Genomic DNA, 25,546 nt, shown 5'->3' on the forward strand with positions numbered 1-25,546 from the left:
TTATACTACTTCTCCCATTTTTTACGAATAGATAAGTATGATTGATTTTTATTTTTTTCTTGTCGGGAGCATTCTCGCTTCTTTTCTTGGTTTGGTCATTGACCGTTTTCCAGAGCAATCCATTATCCAACCTGCTAGTCACTGCGATTCCTGTCAGACTCGCTTGCGTCCCTTAGATTTGATTCCGATTCTCTCACAGGTCTTCAATCGCTTTCGCTGTCGCTACTGCAAGGCTCCTTATCCAGTCTGGTATGTCCTCTTTGAACTAGGCTTAGGACTCATCTTTCTGACTTGGTCTTGGGAATTGCTTTCCTTGGAGCAAGTCATCCTAATCACTACTGGTTTGACCTTGGGTATCTACGACTTGCGCCATCAGGAATATCCCTTACTGGTCTGGATGACTTTCCACCTAATCCTCATGGCTTCTTCTGGCTGGAATCTAGTCATGGTCTTCTTCCTTGCTCTTGGAATTTTGGCTCATTTTATCGATATCCGCATGGGAGCAGGGGATTTCCTCTTTTTAGCTTCTTGTGCTCTCGTCTTTAGCGCAACCGAATTACTCATCTTGATTCAGTTTGCTTCTGCGACAGGGATTCTAGCCTTTCTCCTGAAAAAGAAAAAGGAAAGACTTCCTTTCGTGCCTTTCCTCTTGCTCGCTGCTTGTGTGATTATTTTTGGTAAGCTACTGCTTGTTTGATAAAGTCCTGAATCGGCTCTCCTTGGTGGAGGGCTTTTACAATTTTCGAACCAACGATAACGCCATCTGACACCGCATTGAAGCGTTCTACATCGGCTTGACTAGATACGCCAAAACCTGTCAAGACTGGGATATCGGCCACTTGATGCAATTGTGCCAAGTGCTTGTCCAAGTCTGCGCGATAATTGCCAGATTTCCCTGTCACTCCATTGATAGCAACGGCATAGACAAAGCCTTCTGCCCCTTTAATCAACTCTTTCTGGCGCTCAATCCCTGTGGTCAAGCTTACTAAAGGAATCAAGGCGATGTCTGTGTCTGCCAGAAATGGTTCTACAAAGTTGGCATGCTCATGAGGCAGGTCTGGGATAATCAAGCCCTTAACCGCTGTATCTGCCAAATCTTTGACAAAATTCTCCACACCGTACTGAAAGAGGGGATTAAAGTAGGTCATGATGACAAGTGGTACTTCTGTTTCAATGGTTTTCAAGGTTTCAACCAAAGCTTGTGTCGAAGTACCATGAGCTAGACTGCGCAAGCCAGCTTCTTCGATAACAGGTCCGTCTGCAACTGGATCTGAAAAGGGAATGCCCACTTCAATGGCAGAGACACCCAAATCTTCTAAAAAGTGGATTGTTTCTCCGAGTCCATCCAAACCTTTCTCATGGTCTCCAGCCATGATATAGGGAACAAAAATTCCTTTCCCAGCTGCTTTAATAGCGTTCAATTTTTCTGTTAATGTCTTAGGCATGATCTTCTCCCTTCTTTGCTGCGTCTGCTTCCAAGCGATTTTTAACTTGAACCACATCCTTGTCTCCACGACCTGATAGACAAACAATCATGGATTTGTCTGGTCCCAGTTCTTTGGCCAATTTCACCGCAAAGGCGATAGCATGACTAGATTCTAAGGCTGGGATAATTCCTTCCACACGAGACAAGAGTTGGAATCCTTCCAAGGCTTCTTCGTCAGTCACAGGAACATAGCTGGCACGTTTAATATCGTGGTAGTGAGAATGTTCTGGACCGATACCAGGATAGTCCAAACCTGCTGAGATAGAGAAGGCTTCAAGAATTTGACCATGGGCATCTTGGAGCACATCCATAAGGGAACCGTGAAGAACACCTGGACGACCCTTGGTCAAGGTTGCTGCGTGGTGCTCTGTATCCACACCAAGTCCTGCTGCTTCAGCTCCATACATAGCTACAGACTCATCTTCCACAAATGGATGGAAGAGACCGATGGCATTAGAACCACCACCAACACAGGCTACTAGGGCATCTGGCAAATCTTGACCTGTCAAGTCGCGGTACTGTTGTTTAGCTTCTCGACCGATGACACTTTGGAAGTCACGAACGATTTCTGGGAAAGGATGAGGCCCCAAGGCAGAACCTAGGATATAGTGAGTATCATCGATATTGGCCACCCATGAACGAAGGGCTGCATTGACCGCATCCTTGAGCACGCGCGAACCATCTGTCACTGACTCAACCTTTGCTCCCAAAAGCTCCATACGGAACACATTAAGGGCTTGGCGTTTAACATCCTCTTCACCCATATAGATAGTACATTCCATGTTAAAGAGGGCTGCAGCTGTTGCAGTTGCCACACCGTGCTGACCAGCACCTGTTTCTGCGATAATTTTCTTTTTACCCATGCGTTTGGCAAGCAAAACTTGTCCCAAGGCATTGTTAATCTTGTGGGCTCCTGTATGGTTAAGGTCTTCCCGTTTGAGATAAATCTTGGCTCCGCCAATATGCTGGGTCAAATTTTTTGCATAGTAAAGAGGAGTTTCACGTCCCACGTACTGACGCAAGAGTTGGTTTAATTCCTCTTGGAAACTTGGATCTGCCTGACTTTCACGGTAGGCCTTCTCCAACTCCAAAACTGCTGTCATCAATGTTTCTGGGACGAAACGTCCTCCGAATTTTCCGTAAAATCCATCTTTATTTGGTTCCTGATATGCCATGCTTTACCCTCTCTATAAATCTTCTAATCTTTTCATGATCTTTTTGTCCATCTGTCTCCACTCCGCTCGATACATCTACTGCATAGGGAGTAAAGTGTTGAATTGCTTGTACTACATTGTCTTCCTTAAGCCCACCTGCGATAAAGAAGGGCTGAGCGAGTCCAGTCGTATCCAGTTGAGCCCAGTCAAAGGTCTGTCCACTCCCAGCCACAGGGGCATCAAAGAGTAGATAGTCTGCCTGAGAATTGGGCACATGACCCTCTCCATCTACCTGCACAGCCTGAATGCTAGCACAAGGCAAATCCTCAAACACATCATCCGCCACCTGACCGTGAACTTGAACCAAGTCCAAGCTAACTTTATCAATGACTTCTAGCAGTTCTGCCCGACTTGGTGAAACAAATACCCCAACCTTTTTTACATCTGCAGGAATGATTTCAGCTAACTCGGAAGCCTGATCCAAGGTCACTTGTCTTTTACTAGGTGCAAAGACAAAACCGATGTAGTCCGCTCCTGCTGAAACGGCTGTTTCCACCGCTTCCTTGGTCGATAATCCGCAAATTTTAACCTTTGTCAATCTGCAACTCCTTGATTCTCTGAGCTACATCTTCTGCCTGCATGAGAGCTGTCCCCACTAAAATGCCGTTAAAGTATGGTGCTACTCGTTCCGCATCCTGCCCTGTGAAAATAGCAGATTCAGAAATATACAAGCAATCATCTTTGAAATGTTTAGCCAAATCTACACTGGTCTGCAAGTCAACTTCAAAGGTGGTCAAGTTGCGGTTATTGACCCCGATAATCTGGGCACCAAGTCTGTGGGCTACTTCTAGTTCAGCTAGATTGTGAGTTTCCACTAAAACTTCCAGACCAAGCTCTGTCGCGTAGTCATAAAGTTCCTTGAGGCGTTCTTCGGACAAGGCTGCCACGATGAGCAAGATAACTGTTGCACCTGCATTGCGAGCACGGATGATTTGCTTTTCATCGATAATAAAATCCTTATTCAGTGTCGGGATCTGTACCTGACTAGAAATCTCTCGCAGATAATCCAAATGACCTTTAAAGAAAACCTCATCTGTCAGAACAGAAATCATAACTGCTCCGTTAGCCTCATAAGTCTGGGCCTGTTGTACGATATCCACATCGAGATTGATATCTCCCAGACTAGGGCTAGCTTTCTTGACTTCAGCGATTACCTGCAAGCGATCTTGATGGTTCTTCAAAAAGTCAGCCAAGCGATAGGCCTGGCGTAAGGGCTGGATTTCTTCCAGCTCCATCTGCTTGACCTCACGCGCCTTCTGCTCCAAGATTCGTGCTAAAAATTCCTGACTCATTTTTGGTACTCCTGTAACAGTCTAAGTTTTTCAAGGGCCTTGCCACTAGCAATCACTTGACGAGCCAAGGCAACTCCTTCTTTAATACTAGCTACCTTACCATTAGCATAGAAACCAAGACCAGCATTTAAAACTGTAGTTTCCAAGAATGGACTTGGTTCGTTTTTCAGAACACTAAGCAAAATTTCTGCATTTTCCTGAGCATTTCCTCCACGAATATCTTCGATAGCATAGCCTTCCATCCCCAAATCCTCTGGAGTAAAGCTTGACAAGGTGATTTCGCCATTTTCAAGAAGAGCAATCTTGGTTGTTCCATTCAAACCAGCTTCATCCAGTCCTTCTGGCCCAGCAACCACGATGGCACGTTTGCGACCCATATTTTTCAAAACCTGAGCTGTACTTTCTAGAAGTTCGGGACGACTAATTCCAAGAAGCTGTGTTTCCAAGGCCATTGGGTGAATCAGGGGACCAGTCAAGTTCATAATGGTTGGAATTCCCAATTCCAAACGAGCTGGCATGATGTATTTCATAGCTGGATGCATATTTTTGGCAAAGAGAAAGACGATGCCAGTTTTATCAAAGACCTTACCTAGTTCAGTCGGTTTGAGGTCTAGGTTGATACCCAAGGCTTCAAGGACATCTGCAGAACCAGATTTAGAAGAAATCGAGCGGTTACCGTGTTTGGCCATATGAACACCACCACCAGCCAAGACAAAGGCTGAGGTTGTGGAAATGTTAAAGCTGAAGGATTTGTCTCCACCTGTACCACAGTTGTCCATGGCATCATGAATCTCAGTTGGAATATGTTGGGCATGTCCTCTCATGACTTGGGCAATGGCTGTGCGTTCTTCAGGTGTTTCTCCCTTCATCTTAAGGGCCAAGAGGAGAGAAGCAATCTGCGCTTCGGTTACACGGCCAGTTACGATACGCTCAATGACATCCGTCATTTCCACACCTGATAAATTTTCAAATTTTGCTAGTTTTTCAATAATCTCTTTCATCCTAGTTTCCTCACTTTACAACCTTCTCGATAAAATTCCGAATAGAAGACAAGCCATCTGGCGTTCCGATACTTTCTGGATGGTACTGGAAGCCATAAATTGGAAGAGTTTTGTGTTGAATCCCCATAATAGCTTGGTCATCAGTCGAACGAGCTGTCACTTCAAAGTCTTCTGGCATGTCTTCAATCAAAATACTGTGGTAACGCATGACCGCACGGCCGTCCTCAATGCCTTGATACAAAACAGATGGCGCTTCAAAGCTGATATTGCTCTGTTTCCCATGCATGACTTTTGGAGCCAAACCCAACTTACCACCAAAGACTTCTGCAATGGCTTGGTGTCCCAAACAAATCCCAAGAATCGGCTTTTTGCCAGCAAAATCACGAATCATATCTTCCATCTTTCCAGCATCAACCGGCCAACCAGGACCTGGAGAAAAGACCAGACCATCTGCTTTTTCAGCTTCTTCATACAGCTTAGGATCATCATTTCTCAAGACCTGAACTTCTGCAAAATTTCCAATGTATTGAGCCAAGTTATAGGTAAAAGAATCATAGTTGTCAATCAATAAAATCATGGTCTTAGTTCTCCAATTCTAGTCATAGATTTTGCTTTGTTAATGGTTTCTTGGTATTCGTTTTGGGCGATAGAGTCATAGACAATCCCTGCCCCAGCCTGCACATAGGCTGTTTGATTTTTGAGAATCATGGTTCGGATCGCAATGGCGAAATCCATATCACCTGTCGCAGACAAGTAGCCGATTGCTCCGGCGTATACGCCCCGTTTTTCTGTTTCCAGTTCATAGATACGTCTCATAGCTCGAATCTTTGGTGCTCCAGAAACTGTTCCAGCTGGAAGTGTTGCTTTCAAGGCATCCATAGCAGTGAGTTCTGGAAGCAAACGCCCCTTGACCACACTGGTCAAATGCATAACATAGCGGAAGAGCTCCACTTCCATATACTTGGTGACTTGGACACTGGCTGTTTCAGAGATACGTCCAATATCGTTACGACCCAAGTCTACTAACATCCGATGCTCTGCTGTTTCCTTCTCATCCGAAAGTAGGTCTGTCGCCAAAGCCTTGTCTTCTTCATCCGTAGCGCCTCTTGGTCGTGTCCCTGCAATCGGATTGGTTGTCACGATGCCATTTTTGACAGAAACCAAACTTTCTGGACTGGCACCGATGATTTGATAATCCCCAAAATCATAGAAATAAAGGTAATTAGAAGGATTAGTCACGCGGAGATTTCTGTAGAAGTCAAATGGATTTCCAGTCACTTCTGCTGAGAAACGCTGGCTAAGTACACATTGGAACATATCCCCGTTACGAATCAAGTCACGAGCTGTTTCCACCATTTCCTCAAACTTCTGAGGAGCGATATGGGGTTTGAAGTCTAACGGCGATAGATACAAGTCTTCAAATTCATTTGGAGCAGGAATGCGTAATTCCTCAAGCACTTGGTTCAAGGCTTTTTCCAAGTCTTCTTGACTACGCTCACTATAAAGAGCATCCTCGATAACATGGATTTTTTCCTTCTTGTGGTCAAAGACCATGTAACTCTCATAGACGAAGAAATGCATGTCTGGCGTTCCAATTGTATCTTCAGGAATTTGACCAATTTCTTCGTAAAGCGAAATCATATCGTAACCCACAAATCCAATGGCTCCTCCACCAAAAGGTAGTTCTGAATAGTGTTTGCTCTTATGAGTCACTTCATAAAGGAAATCCAAAGGATCACGATCAATCACTTGCCCATTTTGATAAAGGACCCCATTTTCAAACTTAATCTCAAAAACTGGATTATAGGCTAGGATAGAAAAACGAGCTGTTTCCTTGTCTCTCGGAATACTCTCTAAGATAACCTTGTGTTGCCCCTTTAGGCGCATATAAGCCAAGATTGGTGATAAGACATCTCCATGAATGATTCGTTCCATTGTAATTTCCCTTTCAGTTCTAATTCTAGTTGGTGGCGACTGTATAAAAAATCCCCACGCAAAACAACTTGCGTGAGGACGAAATTCGCGGTGCCACCTCAATTATAGGATTTCTCCTATCTCTCATTCCTGTCTCAGATACCTCCTGTAACAGGCTGTGCGATAAAGGGCACTTCCTTGAGAATTATGTTTTCTTCCCTCGTTTCAGATGGACCCAACCTTACAGCTTTCTCTGCTTGTTTCCAGCAACCACAAGCTCTCTGTGAGAGAAAGGACTGTAATTTTTCCATCTTTTATTTTTTAGCTTCTAGGTAGTCTGCAATCGCAGCTACGTCCTTATCTCCACGACCAGAGACATTGATGATGATAATGTCGTCTTTACTTAGTTTCGGTGCACGTTTAACTGCTTCTGCGATAGCATGTGAGCTTTCAATCGCTGGGATAATCCCTTCAGTCTTGCTGAGAAGGAGCAGGGATTGAACAGCTTCTTCATCCGTCGCAGCGACATATTCCACGCGACCTGAGTCTTTGAAGTAGGCGTGTTCTGGGCCAACACCTGGATAGTCCAAACCAGCTGAGATAGAGTAAACTGGAGCCAGCTCTCCATCTTCTTTAAAGACTGCATAGGTCTTCATGCCGTCGACAATTCCGATACTGCCTTTTGTCATAGTAGCTGCGTGCTTGTCTGTATCAAGTCCGTGACCAGCAGCTTCAACCCCAACCAATTTGACTTCTTCATCAGCCACATACTGAGAAAAAGCACCGATGGCATTGGAACCACCACCTACACAGGCAATAACGTAGTCTGGTAAACGGCCTTCTTTTTCCAAGATTTGACGACGAGACTCTTCACTGATGACCTTTTGGAACTCGTGGACAATGGTTGGATATGGGTGAGGACCCACAGCAGATCCCAAAACGTAGAAGGCTTCAAGGTCATTCATCCATGCTCCAAAGGCTGCATCAACTGCATCTTTAAGAGTTCGTGTCCCCGTTTCAACTGCATGAACAGTTGCTCCCATCATCTCCATACGGAAAACATTGAGACGTTGACGCTCCACATCTTCTGCCCCCATGTAGACATCACAGGCCATACCAAACTTAGCTGCAGCAGCTGCAGTCGCAACCCCGTGCTGACCAGCTCCTGTTTCTGCAATAACCCGTTTTTTGCCCATACGTTTAGCCAGAAGAATTTGCCCTAAAACGTTGTTGAGTTTGTGAGAACCAAGGTGGTTAAGGTCTTCGCGCTTGAGATAAATCTTAGCTCCACCTAAGTGGTCTGTCAAACTTTCTGCAAAATAAAGCGGTGTTTCGCGACCTGAATAGTCCTTCAAGTAATGACGAAATTCTGCCAAAAACTCTGGATCATCCTTGTACTTGTCAAATGTCACTTCCAACTCATCCAACAAAGCCTGAATAGGCTCTGGTACAAAACTACCACCAAATTGTCCAAAATATCCTTTAGTTGTCATAATTTTTTCCTCATTTTGTATTGATTTCAAGATATGAAAAAGGCCCACACACAGAATTTACTTCCGTGTGAGGGCGTTGGTAACGCGGTGCCACCTCAATTATAAAGGGACTATTTCCCTTTACATCTCTGCCTTGTCTAACAACAAGTTGCACTGTAAGGTGTGCGCACCGAATTTTCATTGTTTCAAATTCATTTTTAAAATCAGCCCACTTTCACTACTCCCAACCACCTGTTCACAATAACCACAGGCTCCCTGGAGATCAAAAATAGTTACTTTTCTGATTTGTTGAACTTATTTTAATACTTTGTTTTTTCTTTGTCAAGACTTTTTTACGATTTTTTTGATAAAGTTAGAACTTTTTCAGAAACTGTTTTGAAAGTCTCAATGATATAGTCCACTTCTTCATCACTTAATTTAGTGTGAAGAGGAAGGGTAATTTCATTTTCAAAGAAGGCATAGGCCTTAGGATAGTTCGCCATGTCAAAACCAAGATTCTTATAGGCTGTCAAGAGCGGAAGCGGTTTGTAGTGGACGTTACTTGCAATGCCTGCTTTGGCCAATTCTTGGATGATAAGATTGCGTTCTTCTAAGCTTGCTCCTTCTACATGGGTAATGTAGAGGTGACGTGAAGATTCGACAGTTTCAGTCTTGTGTGCCAAAGGATGGATGCGAGAACCTGCAAAACCACGATCATAGCGGTCCACAATGTCCTTACGACGTTGCAACAAACTTGGATAGCGGTCCAATTGCACCAAACCAAGCGATGCCATGATATCGGTCATGTTGCACTTGTAGGCTGGTGTCACGATATCGTATTCCCATGAGCCTAGTTGCATCTTGGCAAGAGCATCCTTAGTTTGACCGTGAAGGGAAAGGATTTGAAATTCCTTGTACATCTCTTCGTCATCAATCGCTAGATTGGCTTTCCAAGTGGCACTTCCACCTTCTGCAGTTGTAAAATTCTTAACTGCGTGGAATGAGAAAGAAGTAAAGTCAGCGATAGAACCAGCTGGTTGTCCTTTATAAGTAGATCCCAAAGCATGAGCACTATCAGAAACTATCACGATACGGTTAAAGGCCTTTTGCCACTTGCTTGAAGCAGTAAAGAGATCACGTTTCTTCTCCACAACTTGGAACAAACGGTCATAGTCGCAAACAATCCCTGCAAGCTCTACTGGGATGATAACCTTAGTATTTTCAGTGATGGCTTGCTCAAGCAAGTCATAGTCCATCTCAAACGTATCTGCTTGGATATCCACCATGACAGGAGTCGCCCCTACGTGAGTGATGACACTACATGAAGCTGTATAAGTCATGGCTGGAACGATGACTTCATCACCAGGTCCCACTTCCAAGACGCGCAAAATCAACTCAAGAGCCGCAGTTGCAGAATTGAGGCAGACAGTCTTAGGTGTCTGTGTATATTGAGACAAGCGGCGCTCTAGTTCTTTTGTCTTAGGACCTGTTGTGATCCAACCAGAACGCAGGGTATCCGCTACTTCAGCAATTTCTGCTTCCGTAATATCGGGTGGTGAAAATGGAATATTGTAATTTGGCATTTATTTGCTCCTTTTATCTGAACTCATTTTCTCATGACTACTTTATTTTAGCACTTCAAACACGGTTTGAAACATGATTTTGATGTCTCCAAAGAAACTAAATTCTCGGAGATAGGCAAGGTTATAGCGCATCTTTTCAGGAAGAACGTGTTCGACATAGGCTTGGTCAACTGACAGGCCTTTTTCGGTCATTTGACTGATGATAGTATCCTCATCCTTATAGTTGATGCTGGCTGGAGAGGTAATTCCTGCTGGCAAGAGCAGGGTCGCCATCATTTCAGGGCTATACTGCTCTGTGTAGCGTGGCACTTCAGGTCGTGTACCGACAAAGGACATTTCGCCTTTAAGAACATTGACCAGTTGAGGCAGTTCGTCCAAACGCACACGGCGGATAAAATTGCCAACCTTGGTAATGCGACTATCATTAGCAGAAGTCACTAAACTTCCTTTTTTGTCTGCATCCGTCACCATGGTACGGAACTTCCAAATCTTGAAAGGTCGATTGTACTGGGTCACGCGCTCTTGCTTGTAAATCACTGGCCCCTTGCTATCCAACTTGATCCAAATGCTCAAGATGAGAAAGATAGGAGAGGTTAGAACTAGTAAGACCAAGGCTAGAACCCAGTCCAAGCAACGCTTGAAAATCAGCGAACCCTTCCTTTTAGAGACAAGCTGGTAGTAAGACTCAACCTCGCTTGATTTCATTTCCACGGGCAAGTCTTCCCATTTCAGCATGCTGTTTCTCCTTTGTTTTTATTATACTATTTGTCAACATTTTTCATTATACCACAAAATGGAAAAGGCGGTGAAAGAAATCTGTAATTTGAAGGATTTCCTTCTTATGCTCAATGAAAATCAAAGAGCTAGCCGCAGGCTGATCAATGTACAGCTTTGAGATTGCAGATAAAGCTGACATGGTTTTAAGAGATTTTCAAAGAATATTAAGACATGGCCCCTGCCTGCAAGCTATACATCTTGTGGTAGGTTCCACCCAGAGCCAAGAGTTCCTCATGGGTTCCGCTCTCGATGATGCGCCCCTTGTCCAAAACATAGATACAGTTGGCATCCTGGATGGTAGAAAGGCGGTGAGCGATAGCAATGGTCGTCCGCCCCTGTCTCATCTTAGCCAGAGAAGCTTGAACCAGACTTTCTGTTTCAGAGTCAATATTAGCTGTCGCTTCATCCAAAATCAAGATTTTAGGCTGACTGGCGACTGTTCTAGCAAAGGCAAGAAGCTGGCGTTGCCCAGTAGAGAAGCTCGAACCACGCTCAGACACAGGAGCATCATAGCCCAGAGGAAGTTCTTGAATAAAGGAATCTGCATCCACGAAGCTAGCTGCAACCTGTACCTGCTCATCACTAAGATTTTGGTACATGGCGATATTGGATTTGATGGTTCCATGATAGAGGAAGGGATCCTGCAAGACCAGCCCTATGTTCTTTCTCAGCTCTTCTTGACTGTAGTTCCTAATATCCACATCATCCAAGAGAACTCGGCCTGACTGGAATTCATAAAAGCGCATGAGAACATTGATAATAGACGATTTTCCAGAACCTGTATGACCCACAAAGGCAATGGTTTCACCCTTATTAACAGAGAAAGAAATATCATCCAGAATCGGATGTTTGCCATCATATGAGAAACATACGTGTTCAAAACGGATATTGCCTTCTTTGATCTCAGCTTGCCCATTTTCTTGAAGGGGTTCATAGTTCCTCTCATCGATTAAGGCAAAGACACGGCCCGCAGAAACCATGGATGTTTGAAGGGTTGAAAAGTTTTGCGTCACTTCAATCAAGGGGTCAAAGAGACGATTGATGTACTGGATAAAGGCATACATGGTTCCTGCTGTTATTCCCAGATAAAGTCCACGGTAGCCAAAATAGGCCATTAAAACTGCATAGCCTAGGAGTTTCAGCAAACTCATGGCAGGGCGCAAAAAGAGGGCATCCAAGGCTACAGAACGGTTGGCATAGACCAAGTGTTCTTGGTTGATTTCATCAAACTCTGACTTTAGGCGCTTCTCTTGATTAAAGGCCTGGATAATCCTAATTCCCTCGATGTTTTCGGCCAGCTTACTATTGATATCCGACAAAAGACTTCTGGTTTTCTCAATGATTTTCACTGATTTTTTCCGATAGAGATTGACCAAAAGGAAAATCAAGGGGAGAAAGAGCAAGACTAATGCTGTCAAACGAAAATCCAACACCAACATGGTATAAAGAGTTGTCAGAAAGATGAAAACTGCTGAGATAAAGCTAGATAAAATCCCCGAAAACATATCACTAATAGTCTCGGTGTCATTTGTCAAACGAGAGACGATAGAGCCTGCTGGCGTCTTATCAAAATAAGACATACCCAGTTTTTCCATATTGGCAAAGGCATCACGACGAATATCCCTAACAATACTGTAGGACACCCGTGCAAAGAGAAGATTACCGACATACTGGACCAGAGTTTGTAGGATATAAAGGCCGTAGTAGACTAGTAAAACTGTCACAGCAAGTTGGTTGAGATTGCTCAGATACTGGTCAATGAAGTGGGAAGCCACAAGGGGAATAACGCTTTTAATGACCGTAGTCGCTAGGAGAAAACTAAGTGCTAAAAAGGTCAGGAGTCCATAGGGCTTAAGATAGGACATCAAGCGCTTCAATACAGCCCATTGTTCTTTCTTATTCTGCATCTTCTTCTGCATCTTCTTCTCCTTTCATTTCCAACTGCTGAGACTGGTAGGTTTGGGCATACCAGCCATCCATGGCTAGCAGATCTTCATGCGTACCCCGTTCGATAATTTGACCATTTTGTAGAACCAAGATCAGATCTGCATGAACAACCGCACTGAGGCGATGGGCAGTGATAATGGTTGTCTTGTCCTTTCGCGTCTCCTTGAGGTTGTCAATAATGGCATACTCTGTCTTAGCATCTACAGCCGACAAAGAATCATCTAAAATCAAGATATCAGGGTCTAAAATCATGGCCCGACTCATGGCCAGACGTTGCTTTTGACCACCTGAGAGACTGACTCCCTTTTCACCAATCAACGTATCAAATCCTTGGGGCATGGCTACAATATCTTGATAAACTTGGGCTAACTTGGTCACTTCCTCGACTGCTGAAAGAGGCAAATCAGGATTTCCAAAGCGAATATTGTCTAAAATCGATGTCGCAAAGAGAAACTGGTCCTGAGGAACATAGCCCATAAGACTGCGAAGGTCTGTCAAACGATAATCGCGAATATCGTGACCGTTTAGGTAAATAGCACCCTTATCCACATCGTATTCACGCAAGAGAAGCTTGATCAAGGACGTTTTTCCAGAGCCTGTCTGACCAACCAAGCCCAAAGTTTCCCCTTTTTCTAAACTAAAGTGGATATCCGTCAATGTTTCATCATCTTCAAAAGCAAAACTATCAATATTGTACTCCAAGCGCCCATTTTCAATGCCATCTAAAGGAAACTCGGGGTCTTGTACAGGTGATTTCTGAGACAACAGTTCCTCAATCCGCTGGTAGGAAACCTTGCCTCGCTGAGTAATATTAAAGAGGAAACCAATAGCCATAAGAGGCCAAACCAGCATATCCAAGTAGCTGATAAAGGTGACCAGATTACCAACCGTAATCTGCCCTTCCTGAACCATCAAGGAACCAACCAAAAGCGTTAAAACATAGGAGGAACCAACAAACAAGAGAACCATGGGATCAAAGAGACTATCGTATTTCATGGTTTGCAGGTTCTTTTGGAAGGTTAATTCATTGACTGCCTGAAAGGACTTAAGCTCATCCGACTGATAACCGAAAGACTTGGTCACTTTGATACCTGATACAGACTCCTGCACCTTGTTATTGAGTTCGGAAAAGGCAGCTTGGGATTCGCCAAAAGCCTTGTGACTCTTTCTGCCTAAACGACTAGTTGCATAAGCCATGAAAGGTAGGGGCAAAATGGCAACCAGAGTCATCTGCCAGGAAATGCTAAAGAGCATGGTCAGCAAAGTCACTAGAGCCGTGATAGAGGCATCCACCGCTGACATGACACCACCACCTGCCAGACGAGTCAAAGCATTGATATCGTTGGTTGCGTGCGCCATCAGGTCCCCCGTCCGATAAGTCTGATAAAAGGCTGGAGACATTTTTGTGAAATGCTCAAACAAGCGAGACCGCATAATCTGCCCCAAACGGTAAGAAGTTCCAAGGATATACATACGCCAAACATAGCGCAGATAGTACATCCCAAAGGCCGCAAGCAGCAAATAAAATAGGTCAAGAAGGAGGTCCTGCTGGGTTAATTGCCCCGATGTGATAGCATCAATGACCCGCCCCATAACCATAGGTGGAATGAGATTGAGGACGGAAACCAAGACCAGGGCCACAATTCCGACTAGATAACGGCGTTTTTCTAACTTGAAAAACCACCAAAGTTTTTGAATAATGGACATAAAATCCCTTTCTGATTGCAAATAGAAACCTGAGGCCAAGACCCCAGGTTTTTCTTATTCATAGGTTACGACTGTAACGGCACCCTTGTCATACTCAGCGATAAAGATATTAGCTACATTGTCATGTCCTTGCTTGTTGAGGTTATCAAGCAACCACTCTTCGCTACGACCAATCGATTCCAAAACATCTACTTGGATCACACCGTCAGTCACAACTGGATACTTAGGATTTTCATCTCCCATTTGGACCACGATGAGTTGGCCATTTTGCTCTTGCACAGCTCGTTTAACTTGCTTCATCTGGAAAATTCCTTGGCTACGAAGTTTGAGAGCAACATCTGCCGCAGACAAACCAACTGAACGACAGGCTTCTGGGTCAATCTGCCCATTTTTGATGAGCAGAGTCGGTTTCCCATCAATCAAGCGTTTGACAAAACGAACATTGTTATTGAGCCATTTGAGGGTCAAGACCAAAATCGTCCACATCATCAAAATCACTGCATACTGGAGAATGCTGATAGAACTATTGTAAATCACCCCACCAATGATACCACCGAGAACATAGTTCTGAATTTGGTCTGTAGCAGAGTTAGGTGCTAGATTCCCCTTTCCTGTCACATTGATAACAAAAACAAGCGAGAAAAGACCCAAGGCCAGTTTGATTAAAATTTCCATGTAGTTGAGTGTCATTTGTTTACCTCCACCAATTCAATAGCATCTGTTTGATGCAATTCTAATTTCTCTAAAAGATACTTGTCTGGTTGGCTCCCGTTCATGGCACGATAGAAATTTGAACCTACCTTGATAAGTGCTCCATCAGTGGCAGCTGAAGTATTGACATAAACTTCTGATTTATCCACTCCCAAGTCTTTAGAAATGACCTCTATGAAATGAAGGGAAGTTTGAAATTGATTGTTAGAGGCTTGATTGGTCTGGTATTTTGAGATTGTTACCAAAAGCATGGCTACCAAAGTCAAGGCCAAAATCATGACCAATTCACGAAACTTAGTTCCCTTTTTATCACGATAAGCCTTAAAAGCAAAAAATCCTGTGATAGCTAGGAGCACAATCCCAAAGCCAATCATGATGCCATTTTGCTGACTGATTTGGCTAAGTACATAGTCATATGAGTAAAATTTCATTTATTTTCACTCCCTTTCATAAAATCATTCTTCATTATAAACGAAAGAGAGTGATTTTTCAAGCCATACGTTGGGGAAATAGACCTTTTTTTGGTATAATAAAATCTATAATCTGAATGAAAAAGGTAACTTTATGAAACTTATCTCATGGAATATTGATTCCCTCAACGCAGCCCTAACGAGTGACTCAGCTCGTGCCAAATTATCCCAAGAAGTCCTACAAACCTTGGTCGCTGAAAATGCTGATATTATCGCTATCCAAGAAACAAAGCTTTCTGCCAAGGGGCCTACAAAGAAACATCTGGAAATTTTAGAAGAACTCTTTCCAGGCTACGAAAACACCTGGCGCTCTTCCCAAGAGCCTGCCCGTAAAGGATACGCTGGTACCATGTTCCTCTATAAGAAAGAACTCACACCCACTGTCACTTTTCCAGAAATCGGTGCCCCTTCTACCATGGACTTGGAAGGCCGTATCATTACTCTAGAATTTGATGAATTTTTCGTAACCCAAGTTTACACACCAAATGCTGGCGATGGACTCAAACGCTTGGAAGAACGCCAAGTCTGGGATGTCAAATATGCAGAGTACTTGGCTGAACTAGACAAAGACAAACCAGTCCTTGCAACAGGTGATTACAACGTAGCCCACAATGAAATCGACCTTGCAAATCCTGCTAGCAACCGCCGTTCACCAGGGTTTACAGACGAGGAACGTGCTGGATTTACCAATCTCTTGGCAACTGGATTTACAGACACCTTCCGTCATATTCACGGCGATGTGCCGGAACGTTACACTTGGTGGGCACAACGCAGCAAGACTTCTAAAATCAACAATACAGGCTGGAGAATCGACTACTGGCTCACAAGTAACCGCATCGCTGACAAGGTGACTAAGTCTGATATGATTGACTCCGGTGCTCGCCAAGACCACACACCGATTGTCTTGGAAATTGACCTGTAAGGATTTTCTATATGGACTATCAGCCTGTCATTCCCGAATTTGTGGTATCTGACCTCGAACAGTCGCGCCACTTTTACTGCGACTTGTTGGGATTCTCTGTCGAATACGAGCGTCCCGAGGAGAAATTTCTCTTCCTCTCGCTTGAAGACTGCCAACTTATGCTAGAAGAAGGCAGCGCAGAAGAATTAGCTCAGCTGACCTATCCTTTCGGGTGCGGTGTCAATATTTCCTTTGGCATTGCAGATGTCCCCCAGCTCTACCAAAATCTGCTGTCAGCTAACTATCCCATCCATCGTCCCCTGACAAAAAGAGAATTTCGAGTAGGAGATAGCTTTATATATCCCCATGAATTTGCAGTTTTGGATCCAGATGGCTATTTTTTAAGATTTAGCGAGTAGAATAATAGAGACTGGGTAAAGTCTTTAAAATCAGAAAAAGGCATATTGTCAGGTCTTGAAAAATCTTGATAATATGCCTTTTATGATGGGAAAATCTTCTAAATGTTAGCCAATAACTGATTTTTTACCCATTTTTATTATATATGTTCGTTTTTTAAGTAAAACACTAACAAAACATTTGATTTTTAAAGCTATTTAGTGTAAAATAAAAACATTAGCACAAGCCTATGTTAAATTGAATATCATTTTACTTGTTTATGTCGTGAATTGGCACGACGTTTCTACAAGGTGCCGGAACACCTAACAATAAGTAAGTCAGAGTGAGGTATGGTCGTTTTTGCCATGCCTATTTTGGGGACTTACTTAGAGATTAAGTAGGTCCTTTTTCTATCCGTTTTACTGGGTAGAAATCTGAAACAAGAAAATGGATTGGCTTTTAGACTTTAGGAGGTCTTATGAAATTATTAGAAGAGCGCATCCTCAAGGATGGGCATATCTTGGGTGATAACATTCTCAAGGTGGATTCCTTTTTAACCCACCAAGTTGACTTTAGCCTGATGCGAGAAATTGGTAAGGTTTTTGCGGAAAAATTTGCTTCTGCTGGCATTACCAAAGTCGTAACCATTGAAGCGTCGGGTATTGTCCCAGCTGTTTTTACAGCTGAAGCCTTAAATGTCCCTATGATTTTCGCCAAAAAAGCTAAAAACATCACTATGAACGAAGGAATCTTAACTGCCGAAGTTTACTCCTTTACCAAGCAGGTAACCAGCACCGTTTCTATCGCTGGAAAATTCCTCTCACCAGAGGACAAGGTCTTGATTATCGACGATTTCCTTGCTAATGGCCAAGCTGCCAAAGGCTTGATTCAAATCATCGAACAGGCTGGAGCCACAGTCGAAGCTATCGGTATTGTGATTGAAAAATCCTTCCAAGATGGCCGTGATTTGCTTGAAAAAGCAGGCTACCCTGTTCTATCACTCGCTCGTTTGGATCGTTTTGAAAATGGTCAAGTTATTTTTAAGGAGGCAGATCTCTAATGCAAACTCAAGAAAAACACTCGCAAGCAGCCGTTCTTGGCTTGCAGCACTTACTAGCCATGTACTCAGGATCCATCCTGGTTCCCATCATGATTGCGACAGCCCTTGGCTATTCGGCTGAGCAGTTAACCTACCTGATTTCTACAGATATCTTCATGTGTGGGGTGGCAACCTTCCTCCAACTTCAACTCAACAAATACTTTGGGATTGGACTCCCAGTCGTTCTTGGAGTTGCCTTTCAGTCGGTAGCCCCCTTGATTATGATTGGACAAAGCCATGGTAGTGGAGCTATGTTTGGTGCCCTTATTGCATCAGGGATTTACGTGGTTCTTGTTTCAGGCATCTTCTCAAAAGTGGCCAATCTCTTCCCATCTATCGTAACAGGTTCTGTAATTACCACGATTGGTTTAACCTTGATTCCTGTCGCTATTGGAAATATGGGAAATAACGTTCCAGAGCCAACTGGTCAAAGTCTCTTGCTTGCAGCTATCACTGTTCTGATTATCCTCTTGATTAACATCTTTACCAAAGGATTTATCAAGTCTATCTCCATTTTGATTGGTCTGGTTGTTGGAACTGCCATTGCTGCTAGCATGGGCTTGGTTGACTTCTCTCCAGTTGCGGCAGCACCGCTTGTCCATGTCCCAACTCCACTCTACTTTGGGATGCCAAGCTTTGAAATCTCATCTATTGTCATGATGTGTATCATCGCAACGGTGTCTATGGTTGAGTCGACTGGTGTTTATCTAGCCTTGTCTGATATCACAAAGGATCCAATCGACAGCACTCGCCTTCGCAACGGTTACCGCGCAGAAGGCTTGGCCGTACTTCTCGGAGGAATCTTTAATACCTTCCCTTACACAGGATTTTCACAAAACGTTGGTTTGGTTAAATTATCAGGTATCAAGACTCGCCTGCCAATCTACTACGCGGCTGGTTTCCTGGTTCTCCTTGGACTCCTTCCTAAGTTTGGTGCCCTTGCCCAAATCATTCCAAGCCCTGTCCTCGGTGGTGCTATGCTGGTGATGTTTGGTTTTGTATCTATTCAAGGGATGCAAATCCTTGCCCGTGTTGACTTTGCTAACAATGAACACAACTTCCTTATCGCAGCTGTATCAATCGCTGCAGGTGTCGGACTCAATAACAGTAATCTCTTTGTCAGCATGCCGACAGCCTTCCAAATGTTCTTCTCAAACGGAATCGTCGTAGCCAGCCTACTCGCCATTGTCCTCAATGCCATATTAAATCATAAAAAGAAATAAGAAAAAGAGGTGCGAGCCTCTTTTTTGTTTATCACAAATTGATTATAAATACAATCAATCCCAATTCCCATCTAATATTTCTTTTATAAACTTCTTAGGCATCCAAAAGGAGTGTTTTGTAATCCTACGTCCATCTGGAAGTTCATCTGTATCAGATAATGAGCCTTTCCCAACAAATTTTCCTTTTTCAATTTCATAATAAGCATTGGTAGCATGTAATTTCGTAAATAGGATTCTATTTATCTTACTTTGAGGGAAATTAGTTGAAACTTTATTACCATTTTGAGTTAATTTAACTCCGTCAGAAATAATTTGTCTAGTTTCCTGCCACACTCTTTGGATTTCTTCTAATTGTCTATCCTGAAATCCCCAAAATTTGATAGAATCTAATACAAATAGCTTAGGTTCAATTTCCTTAAAAATAACGAAGAGGAATCGTTTATTATAAATTTCATTATAAACATGTGATGATTCCCAACTATCTGTTGCTGCTAGTTCTTTAAAACAATAAGTTTTAAATGGAGAGTCTTCCTTAGGTAAATTATTCTTATCTACTCGAATAACTCTCAAATTCATGTTTGCTTTTTGAAATTCTTTTGTCTTATCTAAATCCCCTGTTAAGCCTAAAATTTTTCTAATCAGAGTACTATTCTTACCTTTTGCTTTGGAATTCACTTCAAATCTATCATATAACTCTTGTTCAGAAAAACCTTTGTAGGAAAGAATCTTCTCTGCAATAACCTCAGTAAATGATTTTTTCTCACCCCTAAAATTAGCCAGAACACTTTCTTGATCTGATTGGTTAAAGATTTTATGATTAATCAGATAGGTCATATAACTTGATTTTAATTCCCAAGCTCTTTGTTTGGCTAATTCATGACTAAAAGGTTGTTGTCTTAAATCCTTTCCTTTACCTGCTCCTTTTGTACAAGTTGATAAATAGTTTCCATCTGATTCTGATAATTCATGCGCCCTTCCATTTTTAATTTTATCTGTAATTTTCTGATAGTCTTCAAGGATGACTGCCATATCCTCCTCAAACCATTCATATAAAAATATTTTTTCAATGACATAGTCCTTCATTGTTTGATTAGGAATTAAGCCATTGTAAAACAATAACAAAATCTTTGCACATTTTTTCCATAAATGAGTGGAGTAAAAATCCTCTAAATTTTCCTCCATATAGTTTAGTATTGTTAATACAAGTCGTTCTTTTGCACTAAGTGTCCCATTTTTGTTTATCTTAAAAGGAGTAACTTTTAATTCTACACCTATTTTTTCAAAGTCAGCTTCCGAATCACTATTTGGCTGGTAGCCATAGAAATATTTTTCAATATAATTTCCATATTGCCCTTTTGACTTCATACTAATTGCTTTATCTTGTACCTCAGAGACTACTCTATCATTATAATCGTCATATGATTTATAAAGCGAACGATTATACTCTTCCATAACATCGGAAAATTTTCTATTTAATAGTTTGTGAGAATATTCAATAACACTATCGATATCTTCATCGTTATAGTTAAATAAGTTTTGATCCATTTTCTTCTCCTATCTTTTATATTATATCAAATTAAACTAAAGCAAACATTAATACTTGATCAATCATTGAAAATAGTATATAATGGATTAAACTGTAAAAAAATGAAGGAGAAAAGATGAAAGTTCTCGAACTATTTGCTGGAGTTGGCGGTTTTCGGATAGGATTAGAAAATGCCGATAAGCAACTCTTTAAAACAAAATGGGCAAACCAATGGGAACCATCTCGTAAATCTCAAGACGCATTTGAGGTCTATGACTATCACTTCCCCAATAGCGAAAACATCAATATTAGTATCTCTGATATAACAGACGAACAATTTTCCAAAATGGATGCCGATATGATTGTCGGTGGTTTTCCTTGCCAAGATTACTCTGTTGCACGTAGCAAGAAAAATGAGAAAGGTATTGAAGGAAAAAAAGGAGTTTTATTTTGGGAGATTATTAGAGCAACAGAAATCATTAAACCCAAATACTTAATTCTAGAAAATGTAGATAGACTTTTAAAAGCACCTTCAAAACAAAGAGGACGCGATTTTGCAATCATGCTCACAGCTTTTAATAATCTCGGATATTCTGTTGAGTGGAGAGTTATTAATGCTGCTGAGTATGGCAGAAGCCAACGAAGACGTCGTGTATTCTTTTTCGTATATCGAAATGATACCGTCTTTGCCCAAAAAATTGACAATCTTTACGAAAAAAATGAAGAAATCTTTGAAGATAATAGGTATGATGACTATATTTTCAATCAAGGTCTATTTGCGAAACAATTTCCTATTAAACCTATAGCAATTAAAAATCGTCATGTATTTTATGAGTTACCAAATGATATAGTTGAAGTTTCAGATACTTTTACTGGTACTGTTTGGAATACAGGAATTATGAGACATGGAAAATACTATTCTATTGATACAGAACCTAACTACAATGGTAATCCGATTACTCTAGGAGAAATTCTTCAAGATGAATCCGAAGTACCTGAAAAATATTTTTTAACTGATCAGGCTAAACTAGAAAAATTTCAATATCTTAGAGGACCTAAAAAAATTGAGCGAACATCCTCTGACGGACATCAATACATCTATTCAGAAGGAGGAATGTCCCCTTATGATGATTTAAACCTTCCAGGACGAACAATGCTTACATCCGAAGGAACTGTTAATCGTTCCACACATTTATTATTTGTAAACAATAAATATAGATTAATTACCCCCATTGAAGCTGAACGCCTTCAGGATTTCCCAGATGATTGGACAGCTAAAAAGAAACTATCTGACGGTTCTATTGTAGAGGTATCTGATAAAATGAGAATGTTTTTTATGGGAAATGCTTTAGTTACTGAGATTGTAAAACAAATTGCTAATTTTATTAAAGAAATTGATTGTGATTGATTTATCTGAAACAAAAAAGAGGTGTGAGCCTCTTTTTTGTGTGACAAAATAAAAACATCTACTCATATATATTAGTCTCATAGTCCTGAAAATCATCTGCATCAAGAACAATTTCACAACTCTTATACTTTTCTCTTACAAGTCGTTCGGCTTCATCTGGATTTTCAGCCTCTATGCTTACTAAACGGGTTAGAGTTTCTGTAATTTCTACTGTATACTTTTTCATCTTAAGTTTCTCTCCAATAACTCACTTATTAGCAATAATCTATGTTTTGTACTTTCCAACCACTCTGGTAATTCATCTCCATATTCCCAGCTATATTTTTTATTCAATAAAGAAAGTTGTTTCTCATCACCAAACTCCATATTTTCAGATAACCACCTCACACAATCAGGGTCTGATAAAGTATAAACCATTACACACAAGTTTTCATAATTACTCTCTGTTTCATAATCAGGCCAGATGACTTTTAAGAAATCATACACCTCTTCTGATGCAACAAATTGTTTCGTTTTCATAATTTCCGATACTTTCCTCTACCTTTAAATTCTATTATTTCTTTGTCTCTTAATATTTGAAGCTGTTGCCTAATCTTTTCTTTGATATGATTGTTCTTAACAAAGATATTTTTTAGGTCACTTTCAAAACGATACATATCTTCAAGGGTAAATTCTGAACCCTCTATCTTATCTATACAATTTAGAATTTCTATTGTCCAACCTCTTACTGAAAGAGAGTTCTTCCTTAAAAATAAACTTTGCTTAAATTCTTTTGTAACTTTTTCTGGATCCCTAACTTGTCCATTTTTCACAAGAAATATCCTTCCTTTAGAAGGTACTTGTGATAAATCAATGTTACAACCAATCCAACCTGCTCGTCTAGCAGTTGGCGCAAGTGGCTTCCTTTGAATAATTGATTTCGGTGTAACAAATTGCTTTGGAAGAACCAGAAAATTATTTACCTCAAAATTTTTTGTATAAGTTAAAAAAAAGAAATTAGGATTATTATCTGCCTGAACACGCTCCATCATCGTTGCATAAGCACCATCATTGATTGTTGATGAAAAATTTCCTTTTTTGCTCTTTAGTTCAAACTCCTCACTACAATGATTACAGTAAAAATCTGCTACAGGCCGATTATTTTCAAAATGATTTAAGGGATTGTTCCCACAATTAGGGCAATAAGACTGACGATAAACCCAATCCTCCGTTAAGATACGTGCCTTTTGGCTATTACTTTTATAGGTTTCTACTAATTCTAAATTAAAGTGTAATTCCATTTAAAAATTCCTCACTAATATGAGAATTCACTCGATATAATCAATTAAAATCTACTATAACTAGTATACCACAATATGTACCTATTACATTTGTATTTCACCACTCTCTTTTATATTTCCTTCTAACATATCTCATAAATTAAAAATGAGTGAGATAAATTTATCCCACTCACCTTTCTCTATATCCTTACCTGTCTTTCTTCTGACCGCTGGCCTGTGACAAACATGGTAAAGGTTGCTTTACAGACATTTCTGCCCTCTTGATTGGTGATATCGACATCCACGACACAGGTTGTGCGACCTTGATGGACGCATTCTCCTTTAATAGTCAGCACATCGTCGAGTTTTCCTGCCTTAAGGTAGTTGATAGAGGATTGGAGTGTCACTCCATCAAGTCCCAGAGATATGACCACCAAACCACTGATCTGGTCGCAAAGGGTAAAGAGATAGCCACCATGGGCATTGCCATAGTAGTTGAGCGACGAGTCCACTACTTTGGTCGTCACCACAACGTGACCATCTCTCATTTGTTCAATTTCGTAATTTTCAAAGGCAGATATAGCGTCAAAATGAAAATCTTTCATCGTTTCCTCCTGATATTTCAAACGACACTATGATACTACTTTTTATAGGACTGTGCAAGGAGAAAGCTCCTAGTCTGGCAAAATTCCGACCTGCTCCACAAAGCGCATAAAGGATGCTTGTCCTTGATCCGTCTGCTTATAAACTCCTGCATCCTCCAGCACACGTGCAAAGATAGCACCAACAGAGTCCTTGACGATTTCAAGGGCTTTTTCTTTATCTGTTAGGTCTGGATGGTGGGATTTTAGTTGGTCTACCCATTCCTGATGATAAGCGGCAACTGTATCAGCTTCTCCTACAAGATAGCTAGCGACTTGCTCTACTTCTTCTTTCAGACGTGGTGGCAAGATTGCCAAGCCCATGACCTCAATCAAGCCGATATTTTCCTTCTTGATATGTTGGACATCCTTGTGAGGATGATAGATGCCATCAGGATGTTCTGCAGAAGTCTGATTGTCCCGCAAGACCAAGTCCAACTCAAACTGGCCATCGCGTTTGCGGGCAATGGGTGTAATGGTGTGATGCGGTGTCCCGTCTGTCTCTGCCAAAATCTGCACACTAGGATCTGAATACTGGCGCCATTCTCGCAAAATCTTATCAGCCAAGTTGAGCAAATCTTCTTTGGAATCCGAAGTCAAACGCAACACTGACATTGGCCACTTGACAATACCAGCCTTAACCTGCTCAAAATCAGCAAAGCGGAATGTCTTTTGCAGAGGAGCTAATTCCATAGGGAAAACATGTCGTCCCCCCTGATAGTGATCATGAGTTAGAATAGAGCCCCCCACAATCGGCAGATCGGCATTAGAGCCTGCAAAATATCCTGGAAACTGCTCTACGATAGCCAGAAGACGTTCAAAACTCTGACGACTAATGGCCATGGGATGATGCTGACCATCTAAGAAAATACAGTGCTCATTAAAGTAGGCATAGGGCGAATACTGGAAGCCCCACTCCTGACCAGCCATTTCAAAACGGATAATACGGTGGTTGCTACGAGCTGGGTGGTTGACCCGACCATGGTAGCCTTCATTCTCTAGACAAAGCTGACACTGGGGATAATTACTAGCTTGCACCAACTTGGCTGCCGCAATCTCTTTGGGATCCTTTTCAGGCTTAGAGAGATTGATGGTAATTTCAAGTTCTCCGTAATCAGAAGAAACACGATAAGCGATATTTTTAGCAATGGCCTTGAGTTTGATGTAGTCATTTTTCTGACTGAGTTGGTAGAAATCCGCTATCGCTTGCTCAGGAGATTGGGCATAGGTTGCCCAGAAGTCACGATTAACCTGACTTGGACAAGGGGTCGCCAAGTCCATCAGTTCAGCACCGAGGATTTCACGTGCAGTCTGACCATCCTCAATTGTTTCTAATCGAACGGCTTCCTCAACCAGCTGGTCCTTGAGGTCAATCACTTTATCCAGATTAGTCTCAACTTCCAAAACACCGTCTCCCACTCGTGCCAAGACACGATTGGTCAGGTAGATTCGATCCATTTCCTCAAATGAACTTTCAGAAATGATATGTGTTACAAATTCATCTACTAAGGTCACTATAG

At 41.8% G+C, this 25,546-nt stretch carries 24 protein-coding genes, 1 pseudogene, 1 riboswitch and 2 other annotated features; of the genes and pseudogenes, 6 read left to right on the plus strand and 19 right to left on the minus strand.

Annotated features, from left to right (window positions below):
• Window positions 1-37: 37 nt before the first annotated feature.
• On the plus strand, window positions 38-697 hold the full coding sequence (locus KUA57_RS03930; RefSeq protein WP_218493659.1) for a prepilin peptidase: 660 nt from the start codon (window positions 38-40) through the stop codon (window positions 695-697).
• Here KUA57_RS03930 and trpA read toward each other — a convergent pair.
• From trpA to KUA57_RS04000, 14 genes are all read right to left on the minus strand, one after another.
• Window positions 669-1,445, minus strand: coding sequence for a tryptophan synthase subunit alpha (trpA, locus tag KUA57_RS03935; protein ID WP_050975798.1), 777 nt, complete (start codon window positions 1,443-1,445; stop codon window positions 669-671). The two genes, KUA57_RS03930 and trpA, sit on opposite strands and share 29 nt — an antisense overlap.
• On the minus strand, window positions 1,438-2,661 hold the full coding sequence (gene trpB, locus KUA57_RS03940) for a tryptophan synthase subunit beta (RefSeq protein WP_218493660.1): 1,224 nt from the start codon (window positions 2,659-2,661) through the stop codon (window positions 1,438-1,440). Before trpB (KUA57_RS03940) ends, trpA begins: the two co-directional genes overlap by 8 nt.
• Window positions 2,639-3,238 (minus strand): phosphoribosylanthranilate isomerase, encoded by a 600-nt coding sequence (locus KUA57_RS03945; protein ID WP_218493661.1) that lies wholly within the window; start codon window positions 3,236-3,238, stop codon window positions 2,639-2,641. The genes trpB (KUA57_RS03940) and KUA57_RS03945 overlap by 23 nt, the downstream gene beginning before the upstream one ends.
• Window positions 3,225-3,992 (minus strand): indole-3-glycerol phosphate synthase TrpC, encoded by a 768-nt coding sequence (gene trpC, locus KUA57_RS03950; protein WP_218493662.1) that lies wholly within the window; start codon window positions 3,990-3,992, stop codon window positions 3,225-3,227. Before trpC ends, KUA57_RS03945 begins: the two co-directional genes overlap by 14 nt.
• Window positions 3,989-4,993 (minus strand): anthranilate phosphoribosyltransferase, encoded by a 1,005-nt coding sequence (gene trpD / locus KUA57_RS03955; RefSeq protein ID WP_218493663.1) that lies wholly within the window; start codon window positions 4,991-4,993, stop codon window positions 3,989-3,991. Before trpD ends, trpC begins: the two co-directional genes overlap by 4 nt.
• A gap of 10 nt (window positions 4,994-5,003) precedes the next feature.
• Window positions 5,004-5,570 carry an aminodeoxychorismate/anthranilate synthase component II gene (locus tag KUA57_RS03960; protein ID WP_218493664.1) on the minus strand — a complete coding sequence of 189 codons (567 nt, stop codon included), beginning with the start codon at window positions 5,568-5,570 and terminating at the stop codon, window positions 5,004-5,006.
• Entirely contained in the window at window positions 5,567-6,928 is a 1,362-nt protein-coding gene (gene trpE, locus KUA57_RS03965) for an anthranilate synthase component I (RefSeq protein WP_218493665.1), read from the minus strand. The genes KUA57_RS03960 and trpE overlap by 4 nt, the downstream gene beginning before the upstream one ends.
• A gap of 71 nt (window positions 6,929-6,999) precedes the next feature.
• Window positions 7,000-7,225 (minus strand) — a binding site (T-box leader).
• Complete coding sequence (trpB, locus tag KUA57_RS03970) at window positions 7,222-8,403, minus strand: tryptophan synthase subunit beta (RefSeq protein ID WP_218493687.1); 1,182 nt, start codon at window positions 8,401-8,403, stop codon at window positions 7,222-7,224. Its footprint overlaps the feature before it by 4 nt.
• Window positions 8,404-8,466: 63 nt before the next feature.
• Window positions 8,467-8,692: a binding site (T-box leader), on the minus strand.
• A gap of 40 nt (window positions 8,693-8,732) precedes the next feature.
• The gene (locus KUA57_RS03975; protein WP_218493666.1) at window positions 8,733-9,962 is read right to left on the minus strand and encodes a DegT/DnrJ/EryC1/StrS family aminotransferase; all 1,230 of its coding nucleotides are present in this window, start codon (window positions 9,960-9,962) and stop codon (window positions 8,733-8,735) included.
• 42 nt (window positions 9,963-10,004) lie between these two features.
• Window positions 10,005-10,697, minus strand: coding sequence for a sugar transferase (locus KUA57_RS03980; protein ID WP_218493667.1), 693 nt, complete (start codon window positions 10,695-10,697; stop codon window positions 10,005-10,007).
• A gap of 206 nt (window positions 10,698-10,903) precedes the next feature.
• Window positions 10,904-12,646, minus strand: a complete 1,743-nt coding sequence (locus KUA57_RS03985) for an ABC transporter ATP-binding protein (RefSeq protein WP_218493688.1) — start codon at window positions 12,644-12,646, stop codon at window positions 10,904-10,906.
• The gene (locus KUA57_RS03990; RefSeq protein WP_218493668.1) at window positions 12,636-14,393 is read right to left on the minus strand and encodes an ABC transporter ATP-binding protein; all 1,758 of its coding nucleotides are present in this window, start codon (window positions 14,391-14,393) and stop codon (window positions 12,636-12,638) included. Before KUA57_RS03990 ends, KUA57_RS03985 begins: the two co-directional genes overlap by 11 nt.
• A gap of 54 nt (window positions 14,394-14,447) precedes the next feature.
• Complete coding sequence (locus KUA57_RS03995; RefSeq protein ID WP_000174447.1) at window positions 14,448-15,083, minus strand: DUF421 domain-containing protein; 636 nt, start codon at window positions 15,081-15,083, stop codon at window positions 14,448-14,450.
• Window positions 15,080-15,535 carry a DUF3290 family protein gene (locus tag KUA57_RS04000; RefSeq protein ID WP_000675328.1) on the minus strand — a complete coding sequence of 152 codons (456 nt, stop codon included), beginning with the start codon at window positions 15,533-15,535 and terminating at the stop codon, window positions 15,080-15,082. Before KUA57_RS04000 ends, KUA57_RS03995 begins: the two co-directional genes overlap by 4 nt.
• Window positions 15,536-15,668: 133 nt before the next feature.
• Between KUA57_RS04000 and KUA57_RS04005 the strand changes: the two genes are divergently transcribed.
• From KUA57_RS04005 to KUA57_RS04020, 4 genes are all read left to right on the plus strand, one after another.
• On the plus strand, window positions 15,669-16,496 hold the full coding sequence (locus KUA57_RS04005) for an exodeoxyribonuclease III (RefSeq protein ID WP_218493669.1): 828 nt from the start codon (window positions 15,669-15,671) through the stop codon (window positions 16,494-16,496).
• 11 nt (window positions 16,497-16,507) lie between these two features.
• The gene (locus tag KUA57_RS04010; protein WP_218493670.1) at window positions 16,508-16,894 is read left to right on the plus strand and encodes a bleomycin resistance protein; all 387 of its coding nucleotides are present in this window, start codon (window positions 16,508-16,510) and stop codon (window positions 16,892-16,894) included.
• 231 nt (window positions 16,895-17,125) lie between these two features.
• Window positions 17,126-17,221: riboswitch (purine riboswitch) on the plus strand.
• 128 nt (window positions 17,222-17,349) lie between these two features.
• On the plus strand, window positions 17,350-17,931 hold the full coding sequence (locus KUA57_RS04015; protein ID WP_218493671.1) for a xanthine phosphoribosyltransferase: 582 nt from the start codon (window positions 17,350-17,352) through the stop codon (window positions 17,929-17,931).
• On the plus strand, window positions 17,931-19,193 hold the full coding sequence (locus KUA57_RS04020) for a nucleobase:cation symporter-2 family protein (protein ID WP_218493672.1): 1,263 nt from the start codon (window positions 17,931-17,933) through the stop codon (window positions 19,191-19,193). Before KUA57_RS04015 ends, KUA57_RS04020 begins: the two co-directional genes overlap by 1 nt.
• 54 nt (window positions 19,194-19,247) lie before the next feature.
• Here the strand turns inward: KUA57_RS04020 and KUA57_RS04025 are convergent, their stop codons facing one another.
• Entirely contained in the window at window positions 19,248-20,738 is a 1,491-nt protein-coding gene (locus KUA57_RS04025; protein ID WP_218493673.1) for a Sau3AI family type II restriction endonuclease, read from the minus strand.
• A 116-nt stretch (window positions 20,739-20,854) separates the two neighbouring features.
• Between KUA57_RS04025 and KUA57_RS04030 the strand changes: the two genes are divergently transcribed.
• Complete coding sequence (locus KUA57_RS04030; RefSeq protein ID WP_218493674.1) at window positions 20,855-22,126, plus strand: DNA cytosine methyltransferase; 1,272 nt, start codon at window positions 20,855-20,857, stop codon at window positions 22,124-22,126.
• Window positions 22,127-22,184: 58 nt separating this feature from the next.
• On the opposite strand, the pseudogene KUA57_RS09580 reads toward KUA57_RS04030, so the two are convergent.
• The 4 genes and pseudogenes from KUA57_RS09580 to KUA57_RS04055 all read right to left on the minus strand — a co-directional run bounded on the left by KUA57_RS09580 (window position 22,185) and on the right by KUA57_RS04055 (window position 25,541).
• Window positions 22,185-22,645, minus strand: a pseudogene (locus KUA57_RS09580) (DpnD/PcfM family protein).
• Window positions 22,642-23,406 (minus strand): DpnI domain-containing protein, encoded by a 765-nt coding sequence (locus tag KUA57_RS04045; protein ID WP_061453317.1) that lies wholly within the window; start codon window positions 23,404-23,406, stop codon window positions 22,642-22,644. Before KUA57_RS04045 ends, KUA57_RS09580 begins: the two are co-directional and overlap by 4 nt.
• A gap of 179 nt (window positions 23,407-23,585) precedes the next feature.
• Entirely contained in the window at window positions 23,586-23,990 is a 405-nt protein-coding gene (locus KUA57_RS04050) for a PaaI family thioesterase (RefSeq protein ID WP_000651224.1), read from the minus strand.
• Window positions 23,991-24,059: 69 nt separating this feature from the next.
• Complete coding sequence (locus KUA57_RS04055; RefSeq protein ID WP_218493675.1) at window positions 24,060-25,541, minus strand: UDP-glucose--hexose-1-phosphate uridylyltransferase; 1,482 nt, start codon at window positions 25,539-25,541, stop codon at window positions 24,060-24,062.
• Window positions 25,542-25,546 lie beyond the last annotated feature (5 nt).

The organism is Streptococcus vulneris (assembly GCF_019218685.1).
GTDB classification, from domain to species: Bacteria; Bacillota; Bacilli; order Lactobacillales; family Streptococcaceae; genus Streptococcus; species Streptococcus vulneris.

What these genes read in the sequence shown, in the direction of transcription:
- trpD (WP_218493663.1), bottom strand. Translation starts at nt 4,993, where the DNA reads ATGAAAGAGATTATTGAAAAACTAGCAAAATTTGAAAATTTATCAGGT.
- trpE (WP_218493665.1), bottom strand. Translation starts at nt 6,928, where the DNA reads ATGGAACGAATCATTCATGGAGATGTCTTATCACCAATCTTGGCTTAT.
- KUA57_RS03930 (WP_218493659.1), top strand. Translation starts at nt 38, where the DNA reads ATGATTGATTTTTATTTTTTTCTTGTCGGGAGCATTCTCGCTTCTTTT.
- trpB (WP_218493660.1), bottom strand. Translation starts at nt 2,661, where the DNA reads ATGGCATATCAGGAACCAAATAAAGATGGATTTTACGGAAAATTCGGA.
- KUA57_RS03985 (WP_218493688.1), bottom strand. Translation starts at nt 12,646, where the DNA reads ATGCAGAATAAGAAAGAACAATGGGCTGTATTGAAGCGCTTGATGTCC.
- trpA (WP_050975798.1), bottom strand. Translation starts at nt 1,445, where the DNA reads ATGCCTAAGACATTAACAGAAAAATTGAACGCTATTAAAGCAGCTGGG.
- KUA57_RS04010 (WP_218493670.1), top strand. Translation starts at nt 16,508, where the DNA reads ATGGACTATCAGCCTGTCATTCCCGAATTTGTGGTATCTGACCTCGAA.
- trpC (WP_218493662.1), bottom strand. Translation starts at nt 3,992, where the DNA reads ATGAGTCAGGAATTTTTAGCACGAATCTTGGAGCAGAAGGCGCGTGAG.
- KUA57_RS03990 (WP_218493668.1), bottom strand. Translation starts at nt 14,393, where the DNA reads ATGTCCATTATTCAAAAACTTTGGTGGTTTTTCAAGTTAGAAAAACGC.
- KUA57_RS04030 (WP_218493674.1), top strand. Translation starts at nt 20,855, where the DNA reads ATGAAAGTTCTCGAACTATTTGCTGGAGTTGGCGGTTTTCGGATAGGA.
- KUA57_RS03980 (WP_218493667.1), bottom strand. Translation starts at nt 10,697, where the DNA reads ATGCTGAAATGGGAAGACTTGCCCGTGGAAATGAAATCAAGCGAGGTT.
- KUA57_RS03960 (WP_218493664.1), bottom strand. Translation starts at nt 5,570, where the DNA reads ATGATTTTATTGATTGACAACTATGATTCTTTTACCTATAACTTGGCT.
- KUA57_RS04000 (WP_000675328.1), bottom strand. Translation starts at nt 15,535, where the DNA reads ATGAAATTTTACTCATATGACTATGTACTTAGCCAAATCAGTCAGCAA.
- KUA57_RS03975 (WP_218493666.1), bottom strand. Translation starts at nt 9,962, where the DNA reads ATGCCAAATTACAATATTCCATTTTCACCACCCGATATTACGGAAGCA.
- KUA57_RS04025 (WP_218493673.1), bottom strand. Translation starts at nt 20,738, where the DNA reads ATGGATCAAAACTTATTTAACTATAACGATGAAGATATCGATAGTGTT.
- KUA57_RS04045 (WP_061453317.1), bottom strand. Translation starts at nt 23,406, where the DNA reads ATGGAATTACACTTTAATTTAGAATTAGTAGAAACCTATAAAAGTAAT.
- KUA57_RS04050 (WP_000651224.1), bottom strand. Translation starts at nt 23,990, where the DNA reads ATGAAAGATTTTCATTTTGACGCTATATCTGCCTTTGAAAATTACGAA.
- KUA57_RS04020 (WP_218493672.1), top strand. Translation starts at nt 17,931, where the DNA reads ATGCAAACTCAAGAAAAACACTCGCAAGCAGCCGTTCTTGGCTTGCAG.
- KUA57_RS03995 (WP_000174447.1), bottom strand. Translation starts at nt 15,083, where the DNA reads ATGACACTCAACTACATGGAAATTTTAATCAAACTGGCCTTGGGTCTT.
- KUA57_RS04015 (WP_218493671.1), top strand. Translation starts at nt 17,350, where the DNA reads ATGAAATTATTAGAAGAGCGCATCCTCAAGGATGGGCATATCTTGGGT.
- KUA57_RS04005 (WP_218493669.1), top strand. Translation starts at nt 15,669, where the DNA reads ATGAAACTTATCTCATGGAATATTGATTCCCTCAACGCAGCCCTAACG.